At 39.4% G+C, this 20030-nt stretch carries 16 protein-coding genes; 7 read left to right on the top strand and 9 right to left on the bottom strand.

The window, feature by feature from the left end; all coding sequences use genetic code 11:
• Positions 1-287 precede the first annotated feature (287 nt).
• From MSBR3_RS11320 to MSBR3_RS11310, 3 genes are all read left to right on the top strand, one after another.
• Positions 288-1295: a DUF5305 domain-containing protein gene (locus MSBR3_RS11320; RefSeq protein WP_048108220.1), complete on the top strand. Its 1008-nt coding sequence runs from the start codon at positions 288-290 to the stop codon at positions 1293-1295.
• Between the two features lie 194 nt (positions 1296-1489).
• Entirely contained in the window at positions 1490-3457 is a 1968-nt protein-coding gene (locus MSBR3_RS11315) for an SWIM zinc finger family protein (RefSeq protein ID WP_048108219.1), read from the top strand.
• A 226-nt stretch (positions 3458-3683) separates the two neighbouring features.
• A complete protein-coding gene (locus tag MSBR3_RS11310) occupies positions 3684-3863 on the top strand; it encodes an indolepyruvate ferredoxin oxidoreductase subunit alpha (protein ID WP_048108218.1) in 180 nt (59 codons plus the stop codon).
• A gap of 82 nt (positions 3864-3945) precedes the next feature.
• Here MSBR3_RS11310 and MSBR3_RS11305 read toward each other — a convergent pair whose 3' ends face one another.
• The 4 genes from MSBR3_RS11305 to MSBR3_RS21470 form a co-directional block, all read right to left on the bottom strand.
• On the bottom strand, positions 3946-4425 hold the full coding sequence (locus MSBR3_RS11305; protein ID WP_048108217.1) for a DNA-deoxyinosine glycosylase: 480 nt from the start codon (positions 4423-4425) through the stop codon (positions 3946-3948).
• Between the two features lie 278 nt (positions 4426-4703).
• On the bottom strand, positions 4704-5495 hold the full coding sequence (locus tag MSBR3_RS11300) for a helix-turn-helix transcriptional regulator (RefSeq protein ID WP_048108216.1): 792 nt from the start codon (positions 5493-5495) through the stop codon (positions 4704-4706).
• Positions 5496-5682: 187 nt separating this feature from the next.
• The gene (locus tag MSBR3_RS11295; protein WP_196296945.1) at positions 5683-6537 is read right to left on the bottom strand and encodes a helix-turn-helix transcriptional regulator; all 855 of its coding nucleotides are present in this window, start codon (positions 6535-6537) and stop codon (positions 5683-5685) included.
• Positions 6538-7584: 1047 nt separating this feature from the next.
• Positions 7585-7719 carry a hypothetical protein gene (locus MSBR3_RS21470; protein WP_268989079.1) on the bottom strand — a complete coding sequence of 45 codons (135 nt, stop codon included), beginning with the start codon at positions 7717-7719 and terminating at the stop codon, positions 7585-7587.
• A 17-nt stretch (positions 7720-7736) separates the two neighbouring features.
• Between MSBR3_RS21470 and mtaC the strand changes: the two genes are divergently transcribed.
• Positions 7737-8513, top strand: a complete 777-nt coding sequence (gene mtaC, locus MSBR3_RS11290) for a methanol--corrinoid protein MtaC (RefSeq protein WP_048108215.1) — start codon at positions 7737-7739, stop codon at positions 8511-8513.
• 10 nt (positions 8514-8523) lie between these two features.
• Complete coding sequence (mtaB, locus tag MSBR3_RS11285; protein WP_048108214.1) at positions 8524-9909, top strand: methanol--corrinoid protein co-methyltransferase MtaB; 1386 nt, start codon at positions 8524-8526, stop codon at positions 9907-9909.
• A 1216-nt stretch (positions 9910-11125) separates the two neighbouring features.
• Here the strand turns inward: mtaB and MSBR3_RS11280 are convergent.
• Together MSBR3_RS11280 and msrB are read right to left on the bottom strand one after the other, a co-directional pair.
• Positions 11126-11770: an HAD family hydrolase gene (locus tag MSBR3_RS11280; RefSeq protein WP_048108212.1), complete on the bottom strand. Its 645-nt coding sequence runs from the start codon at positions 11768-11770 to the stop codon at positions 11126-11128.
• Positions 11771-12169: 399 nt separating this feature from the next.
• The gene (gene msrB / locus MSBR3_RS11275; RefSeq protein WP_048110398.1) at positions 12170-12601 is read right to left on the bottom strand and encodes a peptide-methionine (R)-S-oxide reductase MsrB; all 432 of its coding nucleotides are present in this window, start codon (positions 12599-12601) and stop codon (positions 12170-12172) included.
• A 146-nt stretch (positions 12602-12747) separates the two neighbouring features.
• Between msrB and MSBR3_RS11270 the strand changes: the two genes are divergently transcribed.
• Both MSBR3_RS11270 and MSBR3_RS11265 read left to right on the top strand, forming a co-directional pair.
• Complete coding sequence (locus MSBR3_RS11270) at positions 12748-13206, top strand: hypothetical protein (protein WP_048108210.1); 459 nt, start codon at positions 12748-12750, stop codon at positions 13204-13206.
• Positions 13207-13916: 710 nt separating this feature from the next.
• Positions 13917-14762 carry a head GIN domain-containing protein gene (locus MSBR3_RS11265; protein WP_048108208.1) on the top strand — a complete coding sequence of 282 codons (846 nt, stop codon included), beginning with the start codon at positions 13917-13919 and terminating at the stop codon, positions 14760-14762.
• A 78-nt stretch (positions 14763-14840) separates the two neighbouring features.
• Here the strand turns inward: MSBR3_RS11265 and MSBR3_RS11260 are convergent, their stop codons facing one another.
• The 3 genes from MSBR3_RS11260 to MSBR3_RS11250 form a co-directional block, all read right to left on the bottom strand.
• On the bottom strand, positions 14841-16052 hold the full coding sequence (locus MSBR3_RS11260) for an ABC transporter permease (RefSeq protein ID WP_048108207.1): 1212 nt from the start codon (positions 16050-16052) through the stop codon (positions 14841-14843).
• A gap of 571 nt (positions 16053-16623) precedes the next feature.
• The gene (locus MSBR3_RS11255) at positions 16624-17271 is read right to left on the bottom strand and encodes a flavodoxin family protein (protein WP_329956809.1); all 648 of its coding nucleotides are present in this window, start codon (positions 17269-17271) and stop codon (positions 16624-16626) included.
• 417 nt (positions 17272-17688) lie between these two features.
• Positions 17689-19881 carry a DUF2341 domain-containing protein gene (locus tag MSBR3_RS11250; protein WP_048108206.1) on the bottom strand — a complete coding sequence of 731 codons (2193 nt, stop codon included), beginning with the start codon at positions 19879-19881 and terminating at the stop codon, positions 17689-17691.
• Positions 19882-20030 lie beyond the last annotated feature (149 nt).

The following is a 20030-nucleotide window of genomic DNA, read 5'->3' as shown; positions in this document are numbered from 1 at the left end:
TGTCTATCACCTCTATGTCTATCATCTCTATGTTTATCACCTCTATGTCTATCATCTTTATGTTTATCACCTCTATGTCTATCGTTTCTCTATTTTTTACCTTCAACCAATAAATTATCTAGGTAATAGATACCATCCAACACTCAACACTCAACAAAAGATTTAAATGTTCAAATACTACACTATAAGGGAAAAATGGGGGTAAGATTCTGAAGATTGCACTCCTTAAGCTTAAAAATTCAGTAATTGATAGGTTTCGAATACTCATCCTTATATTCGGAGTAATTATGATTTTTTCCGGGCTCTGGACTTATGAAGCATATGCAGGGGACGCTTACGAAGAAAGGGAGAAAATAGTTTCTTCCTATACGCAGTATGGCTCGTACACTTATACAGCGCCTGTAACGAAGTCTAATCCCCTTTATACAACCGGAACTGTACTTGAAATGGGAAAGCCTGCGTATTTTTTTGCAGTATCCCCTACTGTTGATGTTTCGTTCACATACCGCCTTAAAGCTACGGATTCTGCTAATATCAGCGTAAAAAGAGAGACAGTCATTGTTGCAACCAGTAAAGAAGTAGCTGAGGAAGAAGGAAAAGAAGACACAATCTTCTGGCAAAAAGAATTTCCTTTGAAGTCTAAAAGAGCGGTTGATATTGAAAATGACGAGCCTATCACCGAAAAATTTTCCATTAATGTATCCGAAATACAGTCAATGGTCAAAGGTGTGCAGGACCAGCTCAAGTACCCACAGGGGGCAACAGTAGAAATCATAACTCGTGTCAACTGTGAAGGACAAGTTAACGGAAAATATGTCAACAACACAAAAGATTTTGCTATACCGTTAGTGATGGGTTCTTCATACTATCAGATGCCTGAAGAACTGGAGTTTAATGAAAGTACTGCTTTATATAAAAAGATTAGAGTCCAGAAAGACTCGTCACTGTCAAGCATTAAAAAACCACTACCTATTTTTCTGCTCAGTATAGTTCTTGTAGGGACTATTCTCTCCTGCAGAAAGATGAAAAAGACTGAGTCATCATATATCGAGAAGTTGGAAATAGAACAAAGACGTTTACCTTTTAAGGAACTTGTCAGCAAAGGTAAACTTCCCGAAAATATAAATTTCCTTATTAGAGTTGAGATATCTTCTCTCCAGGAGCTTGTAGATGCTGCTGTTGATATGAATGAACGCGTAATCTATGATGCAGAAACCGGAGTATATTTTATAATTCATAGTGGCATAATATATGTTTTCCTGGAAAACTCAAAGGAAAAAACCAATGCGAGTTGAAAACTAAGTCAGGTTTCTGACTTCGTTCTAATTTCAAGTCTAGTTTCAGCAACTCTACACTAGCTAAGCAGTTAACATCCGGAACAAGGTTTCGTCCTCAGCAATGTGACTTGCAATTGGATCTCCAAAACACTGAATTATATCATAGAGACTATACGTTTACTTTTATATCCCTTTTATATAAATACTCATATATGCCAGAAGAAAGCAAAACTACCCGGACCTTCAAGGAACTTAAATGGAGTGATCTCCAGGATTGGGCCGGAGGGAAAGCAACTGCAAAGGGGATCAAATACCAGGAAGAGGAGCGGGTAAAAGAAATAAAATGCACATACTCAGGTAGTCTGGTAGCTCGGGTAGAGGGGACAATAGAGTATTTCACAGAAGTTTTCCTGAAAAACGGAAAACTAAGTTCGGTCTGTACCTGCCCTGTCGGACATGACTGTAAACACGGAGTTGCAGCCGTACTTGAGTATCTTGACCGTGTTGAGCAGGGAGAAGATGTACCTGTTGTTCCTGAGGAAGACATCCTTATTAAAAGATCCAGAAGAGGATTTGTAGGAACCGAAATTTCTGAAGCCTATGAGGCCGAAGATTCTTCAAAGGTTCTCCGCGAGTATCTGGAAAAACTGGAAAAACGGGAATTAATTGAGATACTGACAACGTTTGCGAAAAAAGATAACATGCTTGGCAGGTATCTGAGAGACCGCCAGAACCTTGCAATCAAAAATCCGGAAGGAATTATTGGGAGCATCTATTCCGAGTTGGATGAGCTCTGGAGAGAATTGAAGAGCTCTCATCCTGATTTCTGGAGTTACGAAGGCGAAGAAATACCTGATTTTTCAGAGGTACAGGTTCGGCTGGAAAGTCTCCTTGATTCAGGTCATCCTGATGAGATACTTGATATCGGAAAAGAGCTCATGGATAGGTATAAAGAAATTGAGGAGTATGATGAAGAAGGGGATGTAGGAACACAAATTTCCGGCTGCATGGATGTTGTATTTAGAGCTTTATCTCAGTCCTCTCTTTCTGCACATGAGAAAATGCTTTACGCCCTTGAACTTGAGCTAAAAGATGATTATAGCATTCTTAATGAACCTTCTATCTGGAGAGAAACTCATACTCAGGAAGAGTGGAAGCTATTTGCAGAAGCCTTGAAAGTCAGATTGCAGAAAATTAAAAAAGAGACAGAAACAGAAACAGAAACAGAAACAGAAACAGAAACAGATATCCTGTACGAGTCATCCTGGGAACGAGATTATGTTGTTGACAGGCTTATCGATGCCTTGAGAAAAGCCGGGCTTTCCGAAGAGATTATTCCGATCTCCGAACTCGAAGCTGAAAGGACAGGTAATTATACAAGGCTTGTCAGAGAACTGCTCGATTTCGGGCAAAAAAAGAGAGCAGAAGAATGGATTTATAGAGGAATCAAAAAACTGAGGGAATATAAACCTGGTACCGCCTACGAGCTCTTGCAAATCCTTATTGAAGTTAAAGAGAATGAGGAAAACTGGCTTTTTGTAGCTGCTCTTGAGACTGAAGAGTTTTTCAGGTTTCCACAACTATCCAGCTATATTCGGATGCAAAAAGCCGCTAGAAAGATTGGAAAATGGAAGGAAATCCGAGAGGCTGCTCTCCAGTATTTGAGAAGTGGAAAGTTGCCAGCCAATCAGCCCAAAACTACAGAAGAATTTTCAATCCTTCCTGGCATTCTTCCAAAAACAGGGCTGCTGGATACGGAATCGTTAGAAAAGATTAAACCTCCTGTCCTTGACCTGTTGATACAGATAGCTATTCAAGAAGATAATGCTGACGAGGTAATTCACTGGTATGGAGAGCTTAAAAGTGGCAAAGGCGAAGCTGAAAAAACCAGAAGATTCACCTTGGAAGAAGAAATTGCAAATGCTGTAAAGGACAAATATCCTGAGGTTGCGATCGGAATCTGGAAAAACATTGCAGAAGACTTGGTCTCCAAAACAAAAGTAAGCTCATATGAAGAAGCATCACTGTACCTCCGAAAAATAAAGGAGACACTGGAATCTATTGGAAAGACTGAAGAATGGGAGGCTTATCTCAGGCAGATTCGAGAAGCCAACAGGCTCAAGAAGAAGTTGCTTGAAATTCTGGATCGGCTGGAAAAAACTCGAATTATTGGCAAGTGAAAAAAGAACAGAAATAACTTTGCCTGGAAAATGGTTGAAAACGATATGCTCAGATTTATATATTTAAAATGACATAATTAAAAATAGGTTCAGGGTAACCTGGGCTTCAGACTAATTTAGATTCTAAATCTCGGATATGCTTTAAAAACACTGGTTCAAAATACTGACCTGAATAGAATACATAAAAAAAGTATGAAAAATGTTGGAAAAATAAAGGAGCAATAAGATGCCAGCAAAAGTCAAGAAAGAAGAATGTACAGGCTGCGGGACTTGTGTGGAAGAGTGTCCTGTAGAAGCAATTATTATCGATGAGGACGAAGGTTGTGCGGTCGTAGACGAAGAAGAATGTGTAGACTGCGGAGCCTGTGAGGAAGTTTGCCCCATACAGGCTATAGAAGTCAAATAACCTGAAAAAACTGAAATTATTCAAAGTTCACTCTTTAACAAAAAATATTCAAAAGAGTGGGAGATAGTTAAGCAAGAATGGCCTAATAGCGCTTGAAAGCTGCTTCCCATTCTAATTTTCTACTATTTGAAGATCGCCGATTTGCTCCGCTTGACGAGGGGAGGACTTTTGTTTCATATCCCATTGCTTTTATAATCGGTTCGTATTCTCCGGATTTTTTTCCGTTAAAAAGGACAAGTTTCAGGTTCGGAGCCATGTCTTTCAGTACTGAAAATTGGTTTATTTCTTCGTCCTTTATTTTTGTATCCTCGCTTCCTTTCCTTTTTCCGGCTTTGAAAACATCCCAGAGTCCTATTTTATTGCGCTTCAGAGTTTCAAGCCGATTTTGATAGCTCATGTTCTGGAGGTCTTCTCCGATAATATTGCCAAGCAGCCTCCAGAAATCGTTGCCCGGGTGACCGTAGTATTGATGTTTCCTGATAGAAACATCTCCTGGAAGAGACCCGAAAATCAGGATTTTAGTATTTTCGTCAACGACTGCTGGGAAACCTTGCTTTTTCATTGCTTAAGTAAGCTGGAACTTGGGTTATTTCAAGCTTTGGGAACGAAAATGACTAAATTGACTGAAAACTAAACTGATCAAAAACTAAACTGATCAAAAACTAAACTGATCAAAAACTAAACTGATCAAAAACTAAACTGATCAAAAACTAAACTGATCAAAAACTAAACTGATCAAAAACTAAACTGATCAAAAACTAAACTGATCAAAAACTAAACTGATCAAAAACTAAACTGATCAAAAACTAAACTGATCAGAAATTAAATTTAATTAAAAAGTTAAATTTGAGTTATTTGTTCGGACAGATCTTTGTAATAGTTAATAAGTTCTTGACCCCATACAAGTGCGCTTTTCTCAAAACTTATCATTTCATGGTTATAGTATCTTCCTTCTTTAGAGATCATGGACAGCGAGATAAAGCGATCTGTAACAATGCTGGAAGCAAGCTCAATTTTCTGGTCGCATACAAAAAGGCATGTATTTTTAAGATTCAAGAAATCTTCCACATCTGCCCTGTAATCGGAAACCAGTTTTTCATAGATTTGCCTTTCCAGAACAAGTGAAACCTCAATCCCTCTTTTTGCAAGGTCAAGATATAAACTCGGATATCCAGGACGGAAAATTGAAGAAATCTCCATCACTGTTCTGGACTTGTAAAGAGGGTCCATAATTTCAGGAGGGTAATCAAAAATATGGGTTTTCTCAGGTAAAAGTTCCTTACAACTGCCAAGTTCTCCAATTCGGTCAAGCAAGTGAGGAGGAAGAGTCCGCAAGTTCTGCCTTGCCCAATAGTCATGGTTTTCGTCAAAGACCTGGAAAGTGGAAAGAAGAGGTTCCATTTTTGGGACAATAAGCTTTCCTTTTACAGAGAGACAATAACTGTCTCCCTTTTGCACCAGCATTCCTTCTTTGAGCAGGATTCGGATCTGGGCCATTATGGGGCTAGAACTAACTTTAAGCCCCCTCTTAATTTCTTCAATTGTCTTTGGCCCATCCTTCAGGAGTAAAAGCAAATTTTTCCTCTTATCCGAAAAAAAAATTGTGTCTATTAACTGAAGTTCTGTACTCATTCAATTTAGCCTCCGAAAAGGAATTCTGAAGCGGTTCTGGAGTTTGATTCTGAAGACTTATGCCTCTACAAACTGTCTTATCAACTGGCTTACAGGCTACTTTGCAAATTGCTTTATAAACTACTGGCTTACAAGCTGCTTTGCAAATTGCCTTACAAACTACTTTGCAAACCTGTTGCTTTGTTTATCAGTTAAGGCTGAACAGCATGGATTCCTGAAGAGCTTCGCTCTCGGCTGTACTAATAAAATTATCAATATATTGTTCGTTCTCGATTTTCCAGGCTCTGGATTTATAAAACTCTATTAGTTCCTTTGCCCAGTTTATGGCTTCAGGTTCGGAGCAGGACATGTATTCATAATAAAATCTCCCGTTGTTGTCAAAGAGAGAAATTATCATGCCACGGTCTGAGACCATAAGTTCAGCCAGCTTGACCCCGTCATTACAGACAAAAAGCTCGGTATTTTGCATTGTGGCAAGTTTTCTTACTTTCTTTTCATAATTCTGCATAATTTTTTCGAGTACTGACTCTGTGAAAATAAGGGTAACATCTGACTCCAGTCTTCCAAGCCTGGTGTAAAGTGGAAGGAACTCAGGCCTGTAGAAAGACGAAAATACCATCAGATAACGTGATGAGGAGAAGAAATTCAAAAGTTCCGTACTCGGCTCAAATATCTGGCTAGGATCAGGTTCAACCAGCTTGCAGTCCTTTAAGTCTCCTACTCTGTCGAGGAGGTATTTAGGAATTCCACTGAGATCGTGTTCGATCCAGTAATTGTCTTGTTCGAGTAAAGTAAGGACATTGACAAGGGATTGGACTTTTTTAAAGACCTGGTCTCCTATATCTGTCAATTCATAGTTGCCATTTTTTTGAATTACAAGGTCACTGTCTGTAAGCCTTTTGATCTGGGGTAAGATAGCCGTGGGAGAAACATCAAGAAGGGTCTTAATTTCTTCCATTGTTCTTGGTTTCTCTCCCAAGAGTAAAAGGAGGTCTCTTCTTTTCTGGGAACGAAATACTACATCTATTAACTCATGTTGCATTCAAACCACTTCTATCGCGTTTTTATATTAATATGAAATCTACGTATCATGTGACACTAAAATCTCCACACAAAGACAGATATAAATTCGAGTTTCATTCTGACTTTGTACGACCTGAATAGGAAGAAGCGTTTGTGCCATACATTGAGATTCGATATATCCATTTATATAAAAGAGTTTGGATTAATAATTTTAAACGTGAAGGCGTCTTAACAATATAATTCAAGCAGTCTTAAAATAATTCCTGATTATCCTAAAAACAGTAGCGTTAGATACACTTTGAAGTTGTCAGTATCTTAAATAGCAGAATAATCAAGTTATGTAAAGCTGAAAGAGGACAGTATGATCATTGAAATTTTTGATAGGCTTTATCTGAATAATCTCATTGTTTAAAGAATTCTAATATGTTTCTCTTTCACGTATCTAATGCTTCACTCTAACATTCATTTTAGTAACTTGCTTTAATACCTCATTCTAACAACTTGCTTTAATACCTCACTTTGATACCTCATTCTAACAACTTGCTCTAACACCTCATTCTAACAACTTGCTTTTAATACCTCACTTTGATACCTCGTTCTACAACTCGCTCTAATGCCTCACTCTAATACCTCACTCTAATACCTCACTCTAATACCTCACTCTAATACCTCACTCTAATACCTCACTCTAATACCTCACTCTAATACCTCATTCTGACAGCTTGTTCTAATAACTCACTCATTTGAAAGGCAGATACCTTGTACCATTGAATTCCACTTCAAAAATTTAGTATCAATATCTCTAGATAAATGAGCGCATAAAATTTCAGGGTAAAAAGCTTCACAATTGATTCAAAATTTTAGACCCAATATTGCACTATAAAAACCGGGAAAAAATTTCCATCGGTTATGGTATATGTGATAATCTCCCCTAATAATGCTGTAAAGGCGTGTCAGCATTAGCAGACACGAAATCAATCAAAAAGGAAAAGTTCCGGTGAAAAGAAAAAATTCTTTCGCTGGTAGATCCTGAGGATAATCTGAAGATAGAATTCTATAGAATGGATTATCTGTAGATTTTCCAGGGCTGAGTACCTTCGAAAGAAATGATTTCACGGAGGTAAAGCCGGAACCTCACGACACCGAACATATCCGGGACTGCAGACCCGGTAACGGTAACGACCTTTTTGCCAAAAACCAAGACGGAGGTTTAAAAATATGTTGGACTTTACAGAGGCAAGTCTGAAAAAGATTTTAACCAGATACAATGTGGCTCTGGAAAAGGCAATGACGCCTGAAGAAGCCGCAGAAGAAATCTATCCTAAGGACGAACTGATTTATCCGATCGCAAAAGCCATCTTCGAAGGAGAAGAAGATGACGTTATCGAAGGTCTCCAGGCTGCAATCGATGCAGGCAAGGACCCAATTGCACTTATCGATGACGCTCTCATGGTCGGTATGGGCGTTGTCACAAGACTCTATGATGAAGGTATCATTTTCCTTCCAAATGTCATGATGTCCGCTGACGCCATGCTCGAAGGTATCGAATTCTGTAAGGAAAACTCCGAAACTGCTCCTGTAACCAAGGGAACTGTTGTCTGCCATGTTGCAGAAGGTGACGTTCACGACATCGGAAAGAACATCGTTACCGCTCTCCTCAGGGCAAACGGTTACAATGTGGTTGACCTCGGAAGGGACGTCCCTGTGGACGAAGTTCTCAAGGCAGTTGCTGAAAACAACCCAATTATGGTCACAGGTACTGCACTCATGACCACCACAATGTATGCATTCAAGGAAGTTAACGACAAACTCCTCGAGAAAGGATATAAGATTCCGTTCGCATGCGGTGGCGGTGCAGTTAACCAGGACTTCGTATCTCAGTTTGCACTTGGTGTATATGGAGAAGAAGCCGCTGATGCCCCCAAGATTGCTGATGCAATCATCGCAGGTACCAAAGATGTCGCAACGTTAAGAGATAAATTCCACAAGCACTGAGGTGAGTTAAATGGCAGCAAAAAGATACACTTCAATGGCATACGCAAGCGCAGACGAAATGACTTTCGGCGTATCCAAGTATCCTGTAAAGGCAGGTCTCGACCTCGAGATCGGTGCAGGTTACACAATTCCTGAAATTAACTACGCTCCTAGACCTGAAGCCGGTTCATCCAAAGAAAAACTCGTAAAAGAATACGAGAGGATCACAACCGACATTATGTCAAGAATGGTTCAGGTTGGTTTCCCAGCAGTTATCCTCGAAACCGAACACGTTCAGCAGATGTCCAACAACCCCTCCTGGGGAGCAGAAGTTGCACACGCTCAGAAGACCATCATGGAAGAGTTCCATGACGAATATGGTATAAAGTGTGCACTCCGCCACACAATCGGTGACATCCGTGAGAACAGGGACTTCCTCCAGCTCAGAGGCGACAAGTACTCTGTCTTCCTCGAAGCCTTCGAAGAATGCGCAAAAGCCGGTGCTGACCTGCTTTCCGTTGAATCAATGGGTGGTAAGGAAGTATTCGACTATGCAGTTCTTAGGAACGACATCGCTGGTATGCTCTACGCAATCGGCTGTCTCGGTTCCATTGACATGGAACTCATCTGGTCAGACATCTCCGCAATTGCAAAGAAGACCGGAACTGTTTCTGCAGGTGACACAGACTGTGCCCAGGCAAACACCGCAATGTTCATCGGCGGTGGACTGCTCGACAAGAACCTCGCACACACCCTTGCAATCCTTGCAAGAGCAATCTCTGCTCCAAGATCCCTTGTTGCATACGAAAGCGGCGCTGTTGGTCCAGGTAAGGACTGCGGATATGAAAACGTCGTTGTCAAAGCCATCACAGGTATGCCAATGACCCAGGAAGGTAAGACCTCAACCTGCGCCCACTCTGACGTAATGGGTAACCTCATTATGCAGTGCTGTGACTGCTGGTCCAACGAGTCTGTTGAGTATCACGGTGAATTCGGCGGTACAACTGTCCAGTGCTGGTCCGAGTCCCTTGCATACGACTGTGCCCTCATGAACACCGCTCTTGAAACCAAGAACGAAAAGATTCTCAGGGACCTTCTCATGCTCTCCGACAGATACAGAGACCCCCAGGCCTATGTGCTTGCATATGACAACGCATACAGAGTCGGTCAGGCAATTGTTAAGGACGGAGACAACATCTACCTCAGAGCAAAGAATGCTGCAGTTGAATGCTGCAACATTGTCGAAGAAGGTGCAGCTGGCAAGCTTGAGCTCTCCAGGTTCGAAGCCAAAGCACTCGCAGACGCAAAAGCATCTCTCGAAGCTCTTCCAGATGACATGGACAAGTTCATGGACGACTGCCTTACAAAATATAAGAGTGAAGTTAAAGTCTTCCTGCCGGAGAACTACGGCTTCTAAGCCGAACTCTCCGATTCTCTTTTTTTTAAGTTGTCTTAAATCAGCAAAATCTTAATGTTTCTTATAGTCTTTAGTTTGTTTTTGAGTGCTATTTTTATTTCCTCCTATTCTCTGCTCCTGTATAACTCACTTTAACTTTGCATGTGAACCTTGCATTTTTAATTTACAGCGTTTATACTCTCAAGCTTTCTCCACTTGATCATACCGCAATCGTTGGGCTGCAACCGTTGACCCGCAACCGTTGGGCCGCAACCGTTGCGCCGGTTGATCACGCCGTCGCGATGTTTTAGATTTAGCAGTGATTTTCGGTCAAGCCTTTTTTGAAAAAGCTTGTGATCACGCCTATAGGGTTAGGGGATAAGGCTCTCAAATCCAAATGTTACTGGGGTTTTCGCTCAAGCCTTTTTTGAAAAGGCTTGCGGTCAAGCAGTTTTTTGAAAAGGCTTGCAATTAAGTCTTTTCAAAAAACCGCTTGAGAATGCAGGGCGAATTATTCTGGTATTTGATAAATTGATTAAAAAGAAAAACAATATAAATTAATACGTAAAATAAATAAAGTTGTGTAAGTCTAAATATCGTAAAACTAATTATAAGGAACAAATTACATTCATAAGGAATAAAAATATATCCAATTTAATAATTATATAGAAAAAAAGAAAAAACATATATATGTGGGAGAACTATCTATAGTTAGTAGCGTGGGACAAAAAAAATATACGAACAGACTAAAAACCGTGCCATCAATGAGGAGTTTAAATAACTCTCCCATGTTACTCTTTCTTCTTTTAATTTTGAACTCTTAACATAACTCAGTTTTAGGATAGTAAGTTTTTGTAGATGGAGGCTTTTTCAGCAATTTTGCAATAATTTCTAATGCTGAATTTCAGCCTGTTTTTTCAAAAAAGAACTCCTATATATGGTTGTATATGGAACAGTCACTTGAGGTGATCAGTTTTACTAATATTCAGTTATTCTACACCTCAGGAGGCCTTACTAGAACTTGTTCTAGAATTTATTCGAGAAATTGTCGAAGATGGAAGATAATGAAATAAAAACAAGAGATGCGAAGACTTGCCAGAGAACTGGACGGGACTCACGCTGTAAGAGAAATGTTTGAAAAAACTTTAACAGGGAAAATTTGTGAAAAATCTCTCCAGTTTCTTCAATACTTCTGCAAATCCGGCTGAGTGAAGAAAATAATCCGGAAAAACCATAATCACTTTTCAATGAGGCTTTTCAGGTACTTGAAAAGGGCAGCATGGTTTTCGAGCACGAGATCTGCATGTTCTATCTTTTCAGGCTCAAGCATACTCGCAACTGCAACACAATAAAGCCCTGCTCTCTTGGCGGCAGTTATCCCCAGAGGTGCATTTTCAATTACTATGCACTCATTTTTTGTCAGGTCAAGTTTCTCAAGGGCTTTGAGGTAAGGGTCAGGATTCGGTTTTCCACGTTCAAGGTCACTCCCGGTAATTATGACATCAAAATAGTTAGAAAAATACTTATTAACAATTTTGTTTACTGTATCATTGTGTGACCCTGAGACCAGAGCGAGTTTGAAGTGTCGTTTCAATACCTCAAGGCAATTCATAATACCTTCATAAGGCTTTATCCGGTCAAATTCCAGGGCTTCTCGCTTCTTTTCAGGCAGTTGCTCTAAATGCCAGGGTTCAGGCTCTTTTCCAGCTTTTTCGAAAATTAACTCAATTAATCTTTTGTTGTTTGAGCCTTCAAGCTCATAAATATCTTCCCTGGTAATGTTAATGCCAACTTCCTTAAAGGTTTTAACCCAGGCTTCGGCCTGGAAAGGCATGGAGTCCACAAGCACTCCATCCACATCAAAAATTATTGCTTTTAACATCTATTCAATAGATTGTTATAATCTATAATAAATATTATGAAAAATCGAAGTTCAGTAAAATCTCTATGTAGATATATATTAAACTGTTGTAGTTTACTATTTTTTGATGAACTTTCTTTTTATTTCCGTCTTGAGTACTTATCATATAGGATTCCCCCCAACCAGTATCCTAAGAGGGAAAAAATGAGCGTCCCTGGAACATAAATTGAGGGCTCTACTCCTTTAACGGAAAGCAATACATTAAAAAATAAAACATAGGAAATTAAGAAGATAAGGAATCCAATTATTTCGGCGTGTATTTTTTCTAGCTTCAAGTTTCACCTTACCCTCCTCTCCCAAACATGTAAATCTACGAATCCTGGAATCAGTTTTTTGAAAAAACACTTGACAAAAAACTTCTTATTCTTTTTCTTCGTTTTTCTTGCCTTCTTCCCCTTCTTTCTTGAAATTAAGAGAAACGGAGTTAATGCAGTAGCGTTTTCCAGTTGGTGCAGGGCCGTCTTCAAATAAATGACCTAGATGACTTCCGCAACGGGAGCATACTACTTCTATCCTGTTCATGAAATAGCTAGTGTCCTCTTTAAGCCTTACCTTGTCACTGGAAATTACATCGTAAAAACTTGGCCAACCGGTTCCGGATTCGAACTTTGTGCCCGAGGAAAAGAGTTCTTGCCCGCATGCAGCACAGGTGTAAACTCCTTTTTCCTTATTATAGTACAGATTACCGGAAAAGGGTCTTTCCGTGCCTTTCTGCCGCAGGACATGATATTGTTCAGGCGTAAGTACTTTTTTCCATTCATCTTCAGATTTTTCAACCATTTTCTGTGCCAGTTGCAAACCCCCTTTGTATATAATTGTGCACGGATAATAAATAATAAATTACGTACTATAGAGTAAAATCATGAAATAAAAACTATAATTATAAAGAATTATATAATAATTGGTATAAATAATGTTTCAGGAATAAACCTGTTAGTTTGGGTCAGCATGGGAGAGGATCTGACAGGGAGAAAAGACCACAGTATAATAATCGCTGTATTTGTCTTTATACTGCTGCGGCAGCCTTTGCAGTTATCGTTTTTAAACAAATTAACCCTAGAAAGTTTACTCTACCTTTTTATCTTCTAGTAATGGGGATATTTTTCTTCTCCACGGCTATGGAATCCGACAGTAAACTCGGAGAATGGCTTGCTTCTTTAAGCTGGACTCTCAATATGCTCGGCTTCGTTCTCTTTTATCAGTACTTAACAGGAAACCTGCAAAGCTGGATCTACTTGTGGCCGCTGTTTTTTCCCTTCGAAATCGAATTGTGGCAGGTCTGCTACGGAGCGGTTAAAGCCAAAAAAGAGCCCATTGAGCGTAGGAAAGTACTCATCCAGATGGGTTTTGGACTTTTTATCCTGGTCTTCATAATTTCCAAGCTCCTTTTCCATTAAAATCCGATTTGAATGCTCAATACTTTTAATCTGGCCTATTTAAGGCTATATGCCCTTAAAATCCCTTAAAAATATAGTTTTAACTCTCTCTTGACTTCTTCATTCAGAGAAGGCTTGTAATTCCTTTCTTTCTGTAATGACGTAACTTACAGTTATGCCAGTAAAAGTACAGCTAAAGAACAGTATTTTGGACAGAGTTCCTTGTAAGTATTTGCCTGCAAGATCTCATCTCAAAAAGTTTAATATTTTGGATAACAATTTTTATTTGAAATCTTCGTTTAAGTCTTCGTTTTGTGGTATAAGCGGAGCCTTCATAATACATAGCCAGAAGAGGATTATAAGTACTTTTCAATAAAATTTGCGGTTTTTAGGAAGGTTAATTGGATTTTAACCTGAAAAGAAAAAGTAATTTTTTTGGAGAAACTAATACCTTAGTTAATTGTCTGAAAAAAGGAGGAATAAGTTCCAGTTTGGTAGCGAATCTAAGAGGGTCTATTACTATTATTCAGTTAAAAACTTCGAGGTAAGGCATCAGTTCTTATGCCGCTCTTTAAAACCCGGAGACAAAATGAGCTAGAATAAAAACCTCGAAGCAAACATACTATGAGTATTCCTCCATGACTCTGCTCCTCACTTCTATCAGGATATGAGGGTGCCTGAAAGGAACGATATCAAAGGAAAAGGGACAAAGATATGATGGAGATAGAGATATGACCGGAAATGAGAAGGGAATGAAAAAATGGCTTGAGAGGGCAGGAAAAGTAAGATGGAAAAAAATATCGATTGGGAAAATGAAAGGAAAAGTGAACTTAACAAAGCATGCAGGGATTTCTGTTTTTCTTCTGGGAATCCTGTTGCTGGCTGCGGTGATGGCTGAAAGCGGATGTGCGGAATATGAGTGCGAACGTGGCTCAGGAAATGTGGAAACTATAACCCGCAGTATTGAACCTTTTCACAGTTTGGATTCACGTATTTCAGGAAATGTATTTATAGAGCAAGGGAACAGCAGCCTTAGAATCGAAGCAGAAGATAACATCCTGCCCCTCCTAGAGACCAATGTAGAAAATGGAGTTCTGGAAATTCGTGCGAAAAAATGTATCCGCCCTCAGAAAACTATTAAGATCTATGCAGGGATGGAAAAAGTCCGGAGCCTTTCCCTCAGTGGTTCTGGGGATATTATAGGATCTACGCCAATTGATTCCGAAAACTTGGATCTCGCAATCACAGGTTCAGGTGATATCGAACTGGAGACAAATACCAGCTCTCTGAAGAGCCTGATTTCCGGTTCTGGGAATGTCCTCCTGAAAGGCAATGCCTCTTCACACGAAATAGATATCGGAGGTTCGGGAAATGTTGACGCCCCTGAACTTAGGACCGAGGTGACCAGAGTAAGTATCAGGGGTTCGGGAAATGCAAACGTTTACGCGAACCGGAAACTTGACACTAATATAAGCGGAAGTGGAAATGTATTCTATGGAGGGAACCCGGAAGAGTTCAACATGCAGGTTTCAGGCAGCGGGGAAGTCAAAAATAAAGACAGAAAAATAATCGGGTAAAATGAATTAAATAAACTACTGGATAAAAACCCGTCAAGAATTCTTAATTAGATTATTCATTTCAATTTTTGCTGAATTTTACTCGTGCCTTAGTGAGTCTATTGGCTTCATTTTTGCGGCTTTTCTTGCAGGGTAGACACCTGAGACAAAGCCTACGAAAACAGCCACGAAGAACCCGGCTGCACTGAGGCTGAACGGAAAGACGACAGGCAGTTTGAGGAGGGTTTCAACGCTATACGCACCTGCTATTCCTACAGTACTACCAAGGAGTCCTCCGAAAACTCCTAGCAGAATTGATTCTACCATGAAAAGGAAAAGAATGTCAAAGCCTGTAAATCCAAGGGATTTGAGAACTCCTATCTCTCTTGTCCTTTCAGTTACGCTTACGAGCATGATATTCATGATACCTATAGAGCCAACCAGCAGCGAGATTAGCGCAACGGCTGTCAGGAAAGAACTCAGGGCTGCTGCCATCATATCCGTCTGTTCCAGTACTTCTGCCTGATTGAGGAGATAATAAGGTCGCGAATCTTTATCTTCAAATTCCCTTTCGGAAATACCGAAATTTCGGGCAAGGCGCTTGTCAACTTCATCAGCTGTCTCCTTAACCGTTGCAGGGTCATCAGCCATTGCAAAAGCCCCGCCATAATCTTTTTCACCAAGAATCTCGTTCATGATATCTATTGGGATAATAATGGCTTCGTTATCGTCATATGCCTGGATAACAGTGTTTTCCGGGTTCTGAATTATTGCCTTAACTTTAAAGGTCTTTGTAACTTTTTCATCTTCTCCGACTCTGAAGGTTATGTTTATAGAATTCCGAGCCGAGATGTTCCTTTCGAATTTCTCGTTTGCAACCTTGTACCCTATAACCGCTACGTACCCATCGTTGTCAGTGATAAAGTCTCCTTTCTGAAGCTTTGTGTTTGCCACTTCATCATAAGATTTACCGACTCCGCTCACTAAAATATTTTTGGTTTCGGACATGTACGTGACTTCTGCAGTTTGTGACTTCAAAGGAGAAACTCCCAAGATTCCGGGTGTGTTCTCAACGATCTTCAATTCATTGTCATAAAATAGCTTGGGCTGCATCCCCTGAATATAAATGAAGTTCGAGCCTATATTAGTCACTTCGTTTGTAAAATGCTGGTTGAAGCTTGCTCCAAGAGACACATTTGCAATTACGGCTGCAACTCCTATGACGATTCCAAGCACTGTTAGGGTCGAACGCAGTTTTGCACTTTTAATGCTTCCAAACGCGAGTTTTCCTGCACTGAAAAGGGGAATCATAAACGGAACTCCTTTTTACAGATTTTATAGGGAAAGGCCGGAGGAAGTGTAGAATTATGGATCCGGATGAAATTGATTTTTCCTTAAACTTTCTTTAAATGAATCTCTCAACCATATAAATTCTACTGAATGAAATATATGACTCAGTAATCAGTTAGATAATTTTTATAAAATAATTTTACAATATTGATTAGAGCCTTCCAGAATCCGGGCTGAGGTTCTCTACTGTTAATAGATATATCAAATAAAAGTGTCAAGAATAGTGCTGGAACATCCTGAATACTATTCCAAATTAGGGTTCAGGCAGGCAAATACCCTGGGAATGACAGATCCTTTCGGTGCATTACGTTGAAACATTTATAGCACTGGAATTAAAGAAAGGAGTGCTTGAAGGTGAAGCTGGGATTATATAACATTCAGATGAGTTTTTGAGGTCCAAAAAAGAAACCTGGCATCTAAAATATGGAATCTAAAAGGAGAAAAAAGCCTTAAATGAGTAAAACCGATTAAAATGAGTAAAACCGATTAAAAAGGTAATAACAGGAAGTAAAAGAGAATAAAGGCAAGAAATTCAAAGAAGCGGGATCAAGCTTGACTCACCTCTTCTGAACTCAGAACCAGAAAGAGGGGAACCCGAGACCAATTTTCCGAGTTCTCTTGCTTTTTCAAGCAACTTGGGCCTGAATGAGACTTCAAGATTATCGGTGCCAGCTACAATAACGGTTTCCAGTACATCAAAGCCGAGATAGTAAAGAAGGCCGGCTGTGTATTCAAAATATGGTTTGAAGGCATCCCTATCCGAACTTCCCTGGGAAAAAATAAGGATTAATTTTTTATTATCAAGTCTGCTTGAAAAATCAGGTTTTAAGAAGGCTGTCAGGCGGTCAATTAAGAGTTTGGTCTGGGCAGTCATCTGCCACATGTAAACAGGAGAACCGAGTACAATAGTGTCTGCAGCCATGATTTCTTGGTAAAGTTCTTGCATGTCGTCGTCTGTTGCACAGCAGCCTGATTCCCTACATCTGAAGCAGGCGTCACAACCTTTGATGTTTAGAGAAGCTAGGTTGTAAATTACTTTTTCTGCACCGTTTTCGGCAGCTCCGTCGAGAATTGCATTTACAAGCTTTGCAGTGTTTCCATTAATACTAGGACTACCAACCAATCCAAGAATCTTGATTCTAAAACCCCCGTTTGAATGTTTAAAAAATTCAAATTTCACAGAGTAACAAAAGTATAAATGTTCAACCACAATAAAAAGATTTCTCTTTCTGAACTAAATGTATAAGTTTCTCTGAGATTTCGATTGAAAACAGAAAGAAGATAATGGAAGAAAGAAAGCAGAGGAAGAAAGTAAGTCGTTTTATAAATCCATCAGGAAAATGATAACCGAAGAGAAAAAGGGGATGGAATAAGAAAAGAACGAACTAAATTAAAAAGAAGTGAAATTAAATCAATTAAGTTAAAATAAAACAAACTAAATAAATTAAACTAAAAGAAAATAACTTAATTAAATGACGATAAATTAAAAAGAAGTAAATTAAAATGAGATACTTAAAAGGAAATAGAAAAAAGCCAAAAATTGGCTTTTTTCTGTCATCTCTGCTCGAGTTTAGTTTTCGAGCCACTTTCTCTTTGCTTAATTTCTTTTTCCTTTTAAAATGGTAAAAGCTCCAAGCCCCGCAAGAATCACTGTAAGGGTTTTAAATCCGGGAATTACAGATTCCTTCTCTTCTTGCTGTGTTTGAGGCAGTCCTTTATATGTATCGTAGTTGAAAACCGAGACTCCCAGGAAAGTCGAATCATTGGAGTAATAATCTGCCAGGCCGGTAAAAAGCTGCTGTATTGAATATTTATCCTTAAAGCCTTCTTCCACAGAGATTTCTATTATTCCTCTTGATCCAGTACCTCTTATTTCTCCCATTTCGAGGGCAACGGTGTCAACGATACTTGAAACGGAATTAAGCTCTTTATTTTCGCCGGAGTAAGCTCTGATAATGAAGAAATCTGCAAAAGGAGCAATTTCTTTGATTTGTGACGCAGTATAATTAAGCGGAAGGCTTGCTGAGATGGATACGTTTTCTTTTGCTTCTTTATTAGCTATTTGAAATAGTGCTCTATAGTCTATTGCGTTTTCTTTAGAGCCGTTCCAGGTAGAAGAGTTTACATAGATAACAATCCCATCAAAGGGAGCAAGGGATTTTTCGTTATAATCAAGTACTGTATCCAGAGATTTTTTGCAGAGGTCATCAGTTCCTTTTTTTGTACAATTTACGTCTTCCAGGAGCATGGCATCTACGGAAATCCCTTTTTCATGGGCCATTTTTACAAAGCGTTCATACTGCCATACGTCTTCGCTGTTTACGCTAAGGAAAATCGTATCTATGCCTGAGGAGTTCAATTCATTTACAAGGTCAGAAAAATCGAACTCGTACGGGGAAGAAAGTCTGATTCCGGAAGTTCCGATATCGTATTCAGAAAATGGGCGTTCCGGAGTACTGGTCTCGTTCGGAGCCATTTTTTTCTGAGCCTGCGAAACTCCCTCGGAAGCAGATTCTTCGGAATTTAGTTCGGATTCAGCTGTGTTTTGAGGCTTGGAAATATTTTCAGATCTGTTCTTATAACTATACTTAATGTTATCTTCAGAGATGTTTTCAGAGTTATTTTCAGAAATACTTTGTTCAGAGGTACCTTCTGAATGATTTTTCATAGAGTTTTCAGAATTATTCTTATAAACGCTTTCTGAAGAAACTTTGCCTTCTTCCTGAGCTGAAATTATCTTTACAGTCGGTTCGTTTCCGATAAATTTCCGAACCAGTACATAATCGGCTGCCATGTAGCCTGTATTCTTTGAGGAGTCCTTGTAAGAAGCGGTATACAGGTAAACATGCATTGGGATGTTGGTTACGGAATCATTTGAGGCAAAGTCCATTTTCGGATCACGAACACCGTTTTTAAACCACGATACTTTGCGAGTATTATTTTCCTCATACCAGGCAATTCCTGAGACATACCATTCCCCTTCAGGAACATCGACGTCAGTAAGATCATAGAGATTGTTTTTTTGCTTCCTGTTAATTGTTTCCAGGTCCACCTGTCTTTCGTTGGCAAGCTCGGTCTCATGCTTGATTTCGTTTTTTTTGCTGTCTATCTGGTCTATGAAACCCTGCTGCAATACAGGTCCTCTATTGTCCGTACCTGTGGTGACTTTCATTCTTTTGACCACAAACATAGAGTTGATTTCAAAACTTTTTTTGCTATAAATCATAGAGGAGTCATAGGCGTGAACCTTAGGAGCTGAGACATTACAGATCCCGTTTTTAACCTCAACCAAACCTCCTCCAGCACTTTCAGCGTTCCAGTCCAGCTCATTAAGGTTATTGCCCTCAAAATCATCAAAAAAATCAAAAGTTTTTTCTCCACTACTTACGGCTTCAGCCCCTGGGTTCCCGTACCTCATGAGGACTTTAACGGTTTGGTTCGCAGAGAGAGACTGAAGCCTGAGCCAGATTAGAGCATATTCGTTTTCAGGATCCCAGGTCTCAGTCCAGTAGTTGAGTGTTCTATCTCCTGAGGAGAATCGAAGGTCAGAGCCATCACTTTTTGCCTCTGAAAAATTGAAATTCGAGGAGTTCAAAATAATAGCTACAGGGTACCCCTGCAGGTCTTTACCTGCATTCTCGGTAATTAGGATTTCCTTGGAGCAACTCCATGAATTATCTTTTGTGGAAATACCCGAAGTGCCGCTCGTGGCAGCCAGGGCACAGTCTATTAATAAAAAGATAAGAACTATAGAGAAAATTACACATGGAATAGATCTTTTTGTTATCATTAGAAGCCTCTCGTAAGCTCTTTATTAAACCCAATTGAACATTAGTTTGAATATCTTAATAGATAGTGGTTATTTACCTGAAAAGAATAAACCTTTTCATAAGTTCTTGTCTAAAATAATAAAGATAATAATATTAGTAAATCAATAAT

This window comes from Methanosarcina barkeri 3 (assembly GCF_000970305.1).
Taxonomy (GTDB): Archaea; Halobacteriota; Methanosarcinia; order Methanosarcinales; family Methanosarcinaceae; genus Methanosarcina; species Methanosarcina barkeri_A.
Note: the sequence above shows the minus strand (reverse complement) of the source record. Positions and strands in the feature narration are given on the sequence as shown.

What these genes read in the sequence shown, in the direction of transcription:
- MSBR3_RS11300 (WP_048108216.1), bottom strand. Translation starts at nt 5,495, where the DNA reads ATGAGTACAGAACTTCAGTTAATAGACACAATTTTTTTTTCGGATAAG.
- MSBR3_RS11305 (WP_048108217.1), bottom strand. Translation starts at nt 4,425, where the DNA reads ATGAAAAAGCAAGGTTTCCCAGCAGTCGTTGACGAAAATACTAAAATC.
- mtaB (WP_048108214.1), top strand. Translation starts at nt 8,524, where the DNA reads ATGGCAGCAAAAAGATACACTTCAATGGCATACGCAAGCGCAGACGAA.
- MSBR3_RS11315 (WP_048108219.1), top strand. Translation starts at nt 1,490, where the DNA reads ATGCCAGAAGAAAGCAAAACTACCCGGACCTTCAAGGAACTTAAATGG.
- MSBR3_RS11295 (WP_196296945.1), bottom strand. Translation starts at nt 6,537, where the DNA reads ATGCAACATGAGTTAATAGATGTAGTATTTCGTTCCCAGAAAAGAAGA.
- MSBR3_RS11320 (WP_048108220.1), top strand. Translation starts at nt 288, where the DNA reads ATGATTTTTTCCGGGCTCTGGACTTATGAAGCATATGCAGGGGACGCT.
- MSBR3_RS11250 (WP_048108206.1), bottom strand. Translation starts at nt 19,881, where the DNA reads ATGATAACAAAAAGATCTATTCCATGTGTAATTTTCTCTATAGTTCTT.
- mtaC (WP_048108215.1), top strand. Translation starts at nt 7,737, where the DNA reads ATGTTGGACTTTACAGAGGCAAGTCTGAAAAAGATTTTAACCAGATAC.
- MSBR3_RS11310 (WP_048108218.1), top strand. Translation starts at nt 3,684, where the DNA reads ATGCCAGCAAAAGTCAAGAAAGAAGAATGTACAGGCTGCGGGACTTGT.
- MSBR3_RS11265 (WP_048108208.1), top strand. Translation starts at nt 13,917, where the DNA reads ATGACCGGAAATGAGAAGGGAATGAAAAAATGGCTTGAGAGGGCAGGA.
- MSBR3_RS11260 (WP_048108207.1), bottom strand. Translation starts at nt 16,052, where the DNA reads ATGATTCCCCTTTTCAGTGCAGGAAAACTCGCGTTTGGAAGCATTAAA.
- MSBR3_RS11280 (WP_048108212.1), bottom strand. Translation starts at nt 11,770, where the DNA reads ATGTTAAAAGCAATAATTTTTGATGTGGATGGAGTGCTTGTGGACTCC.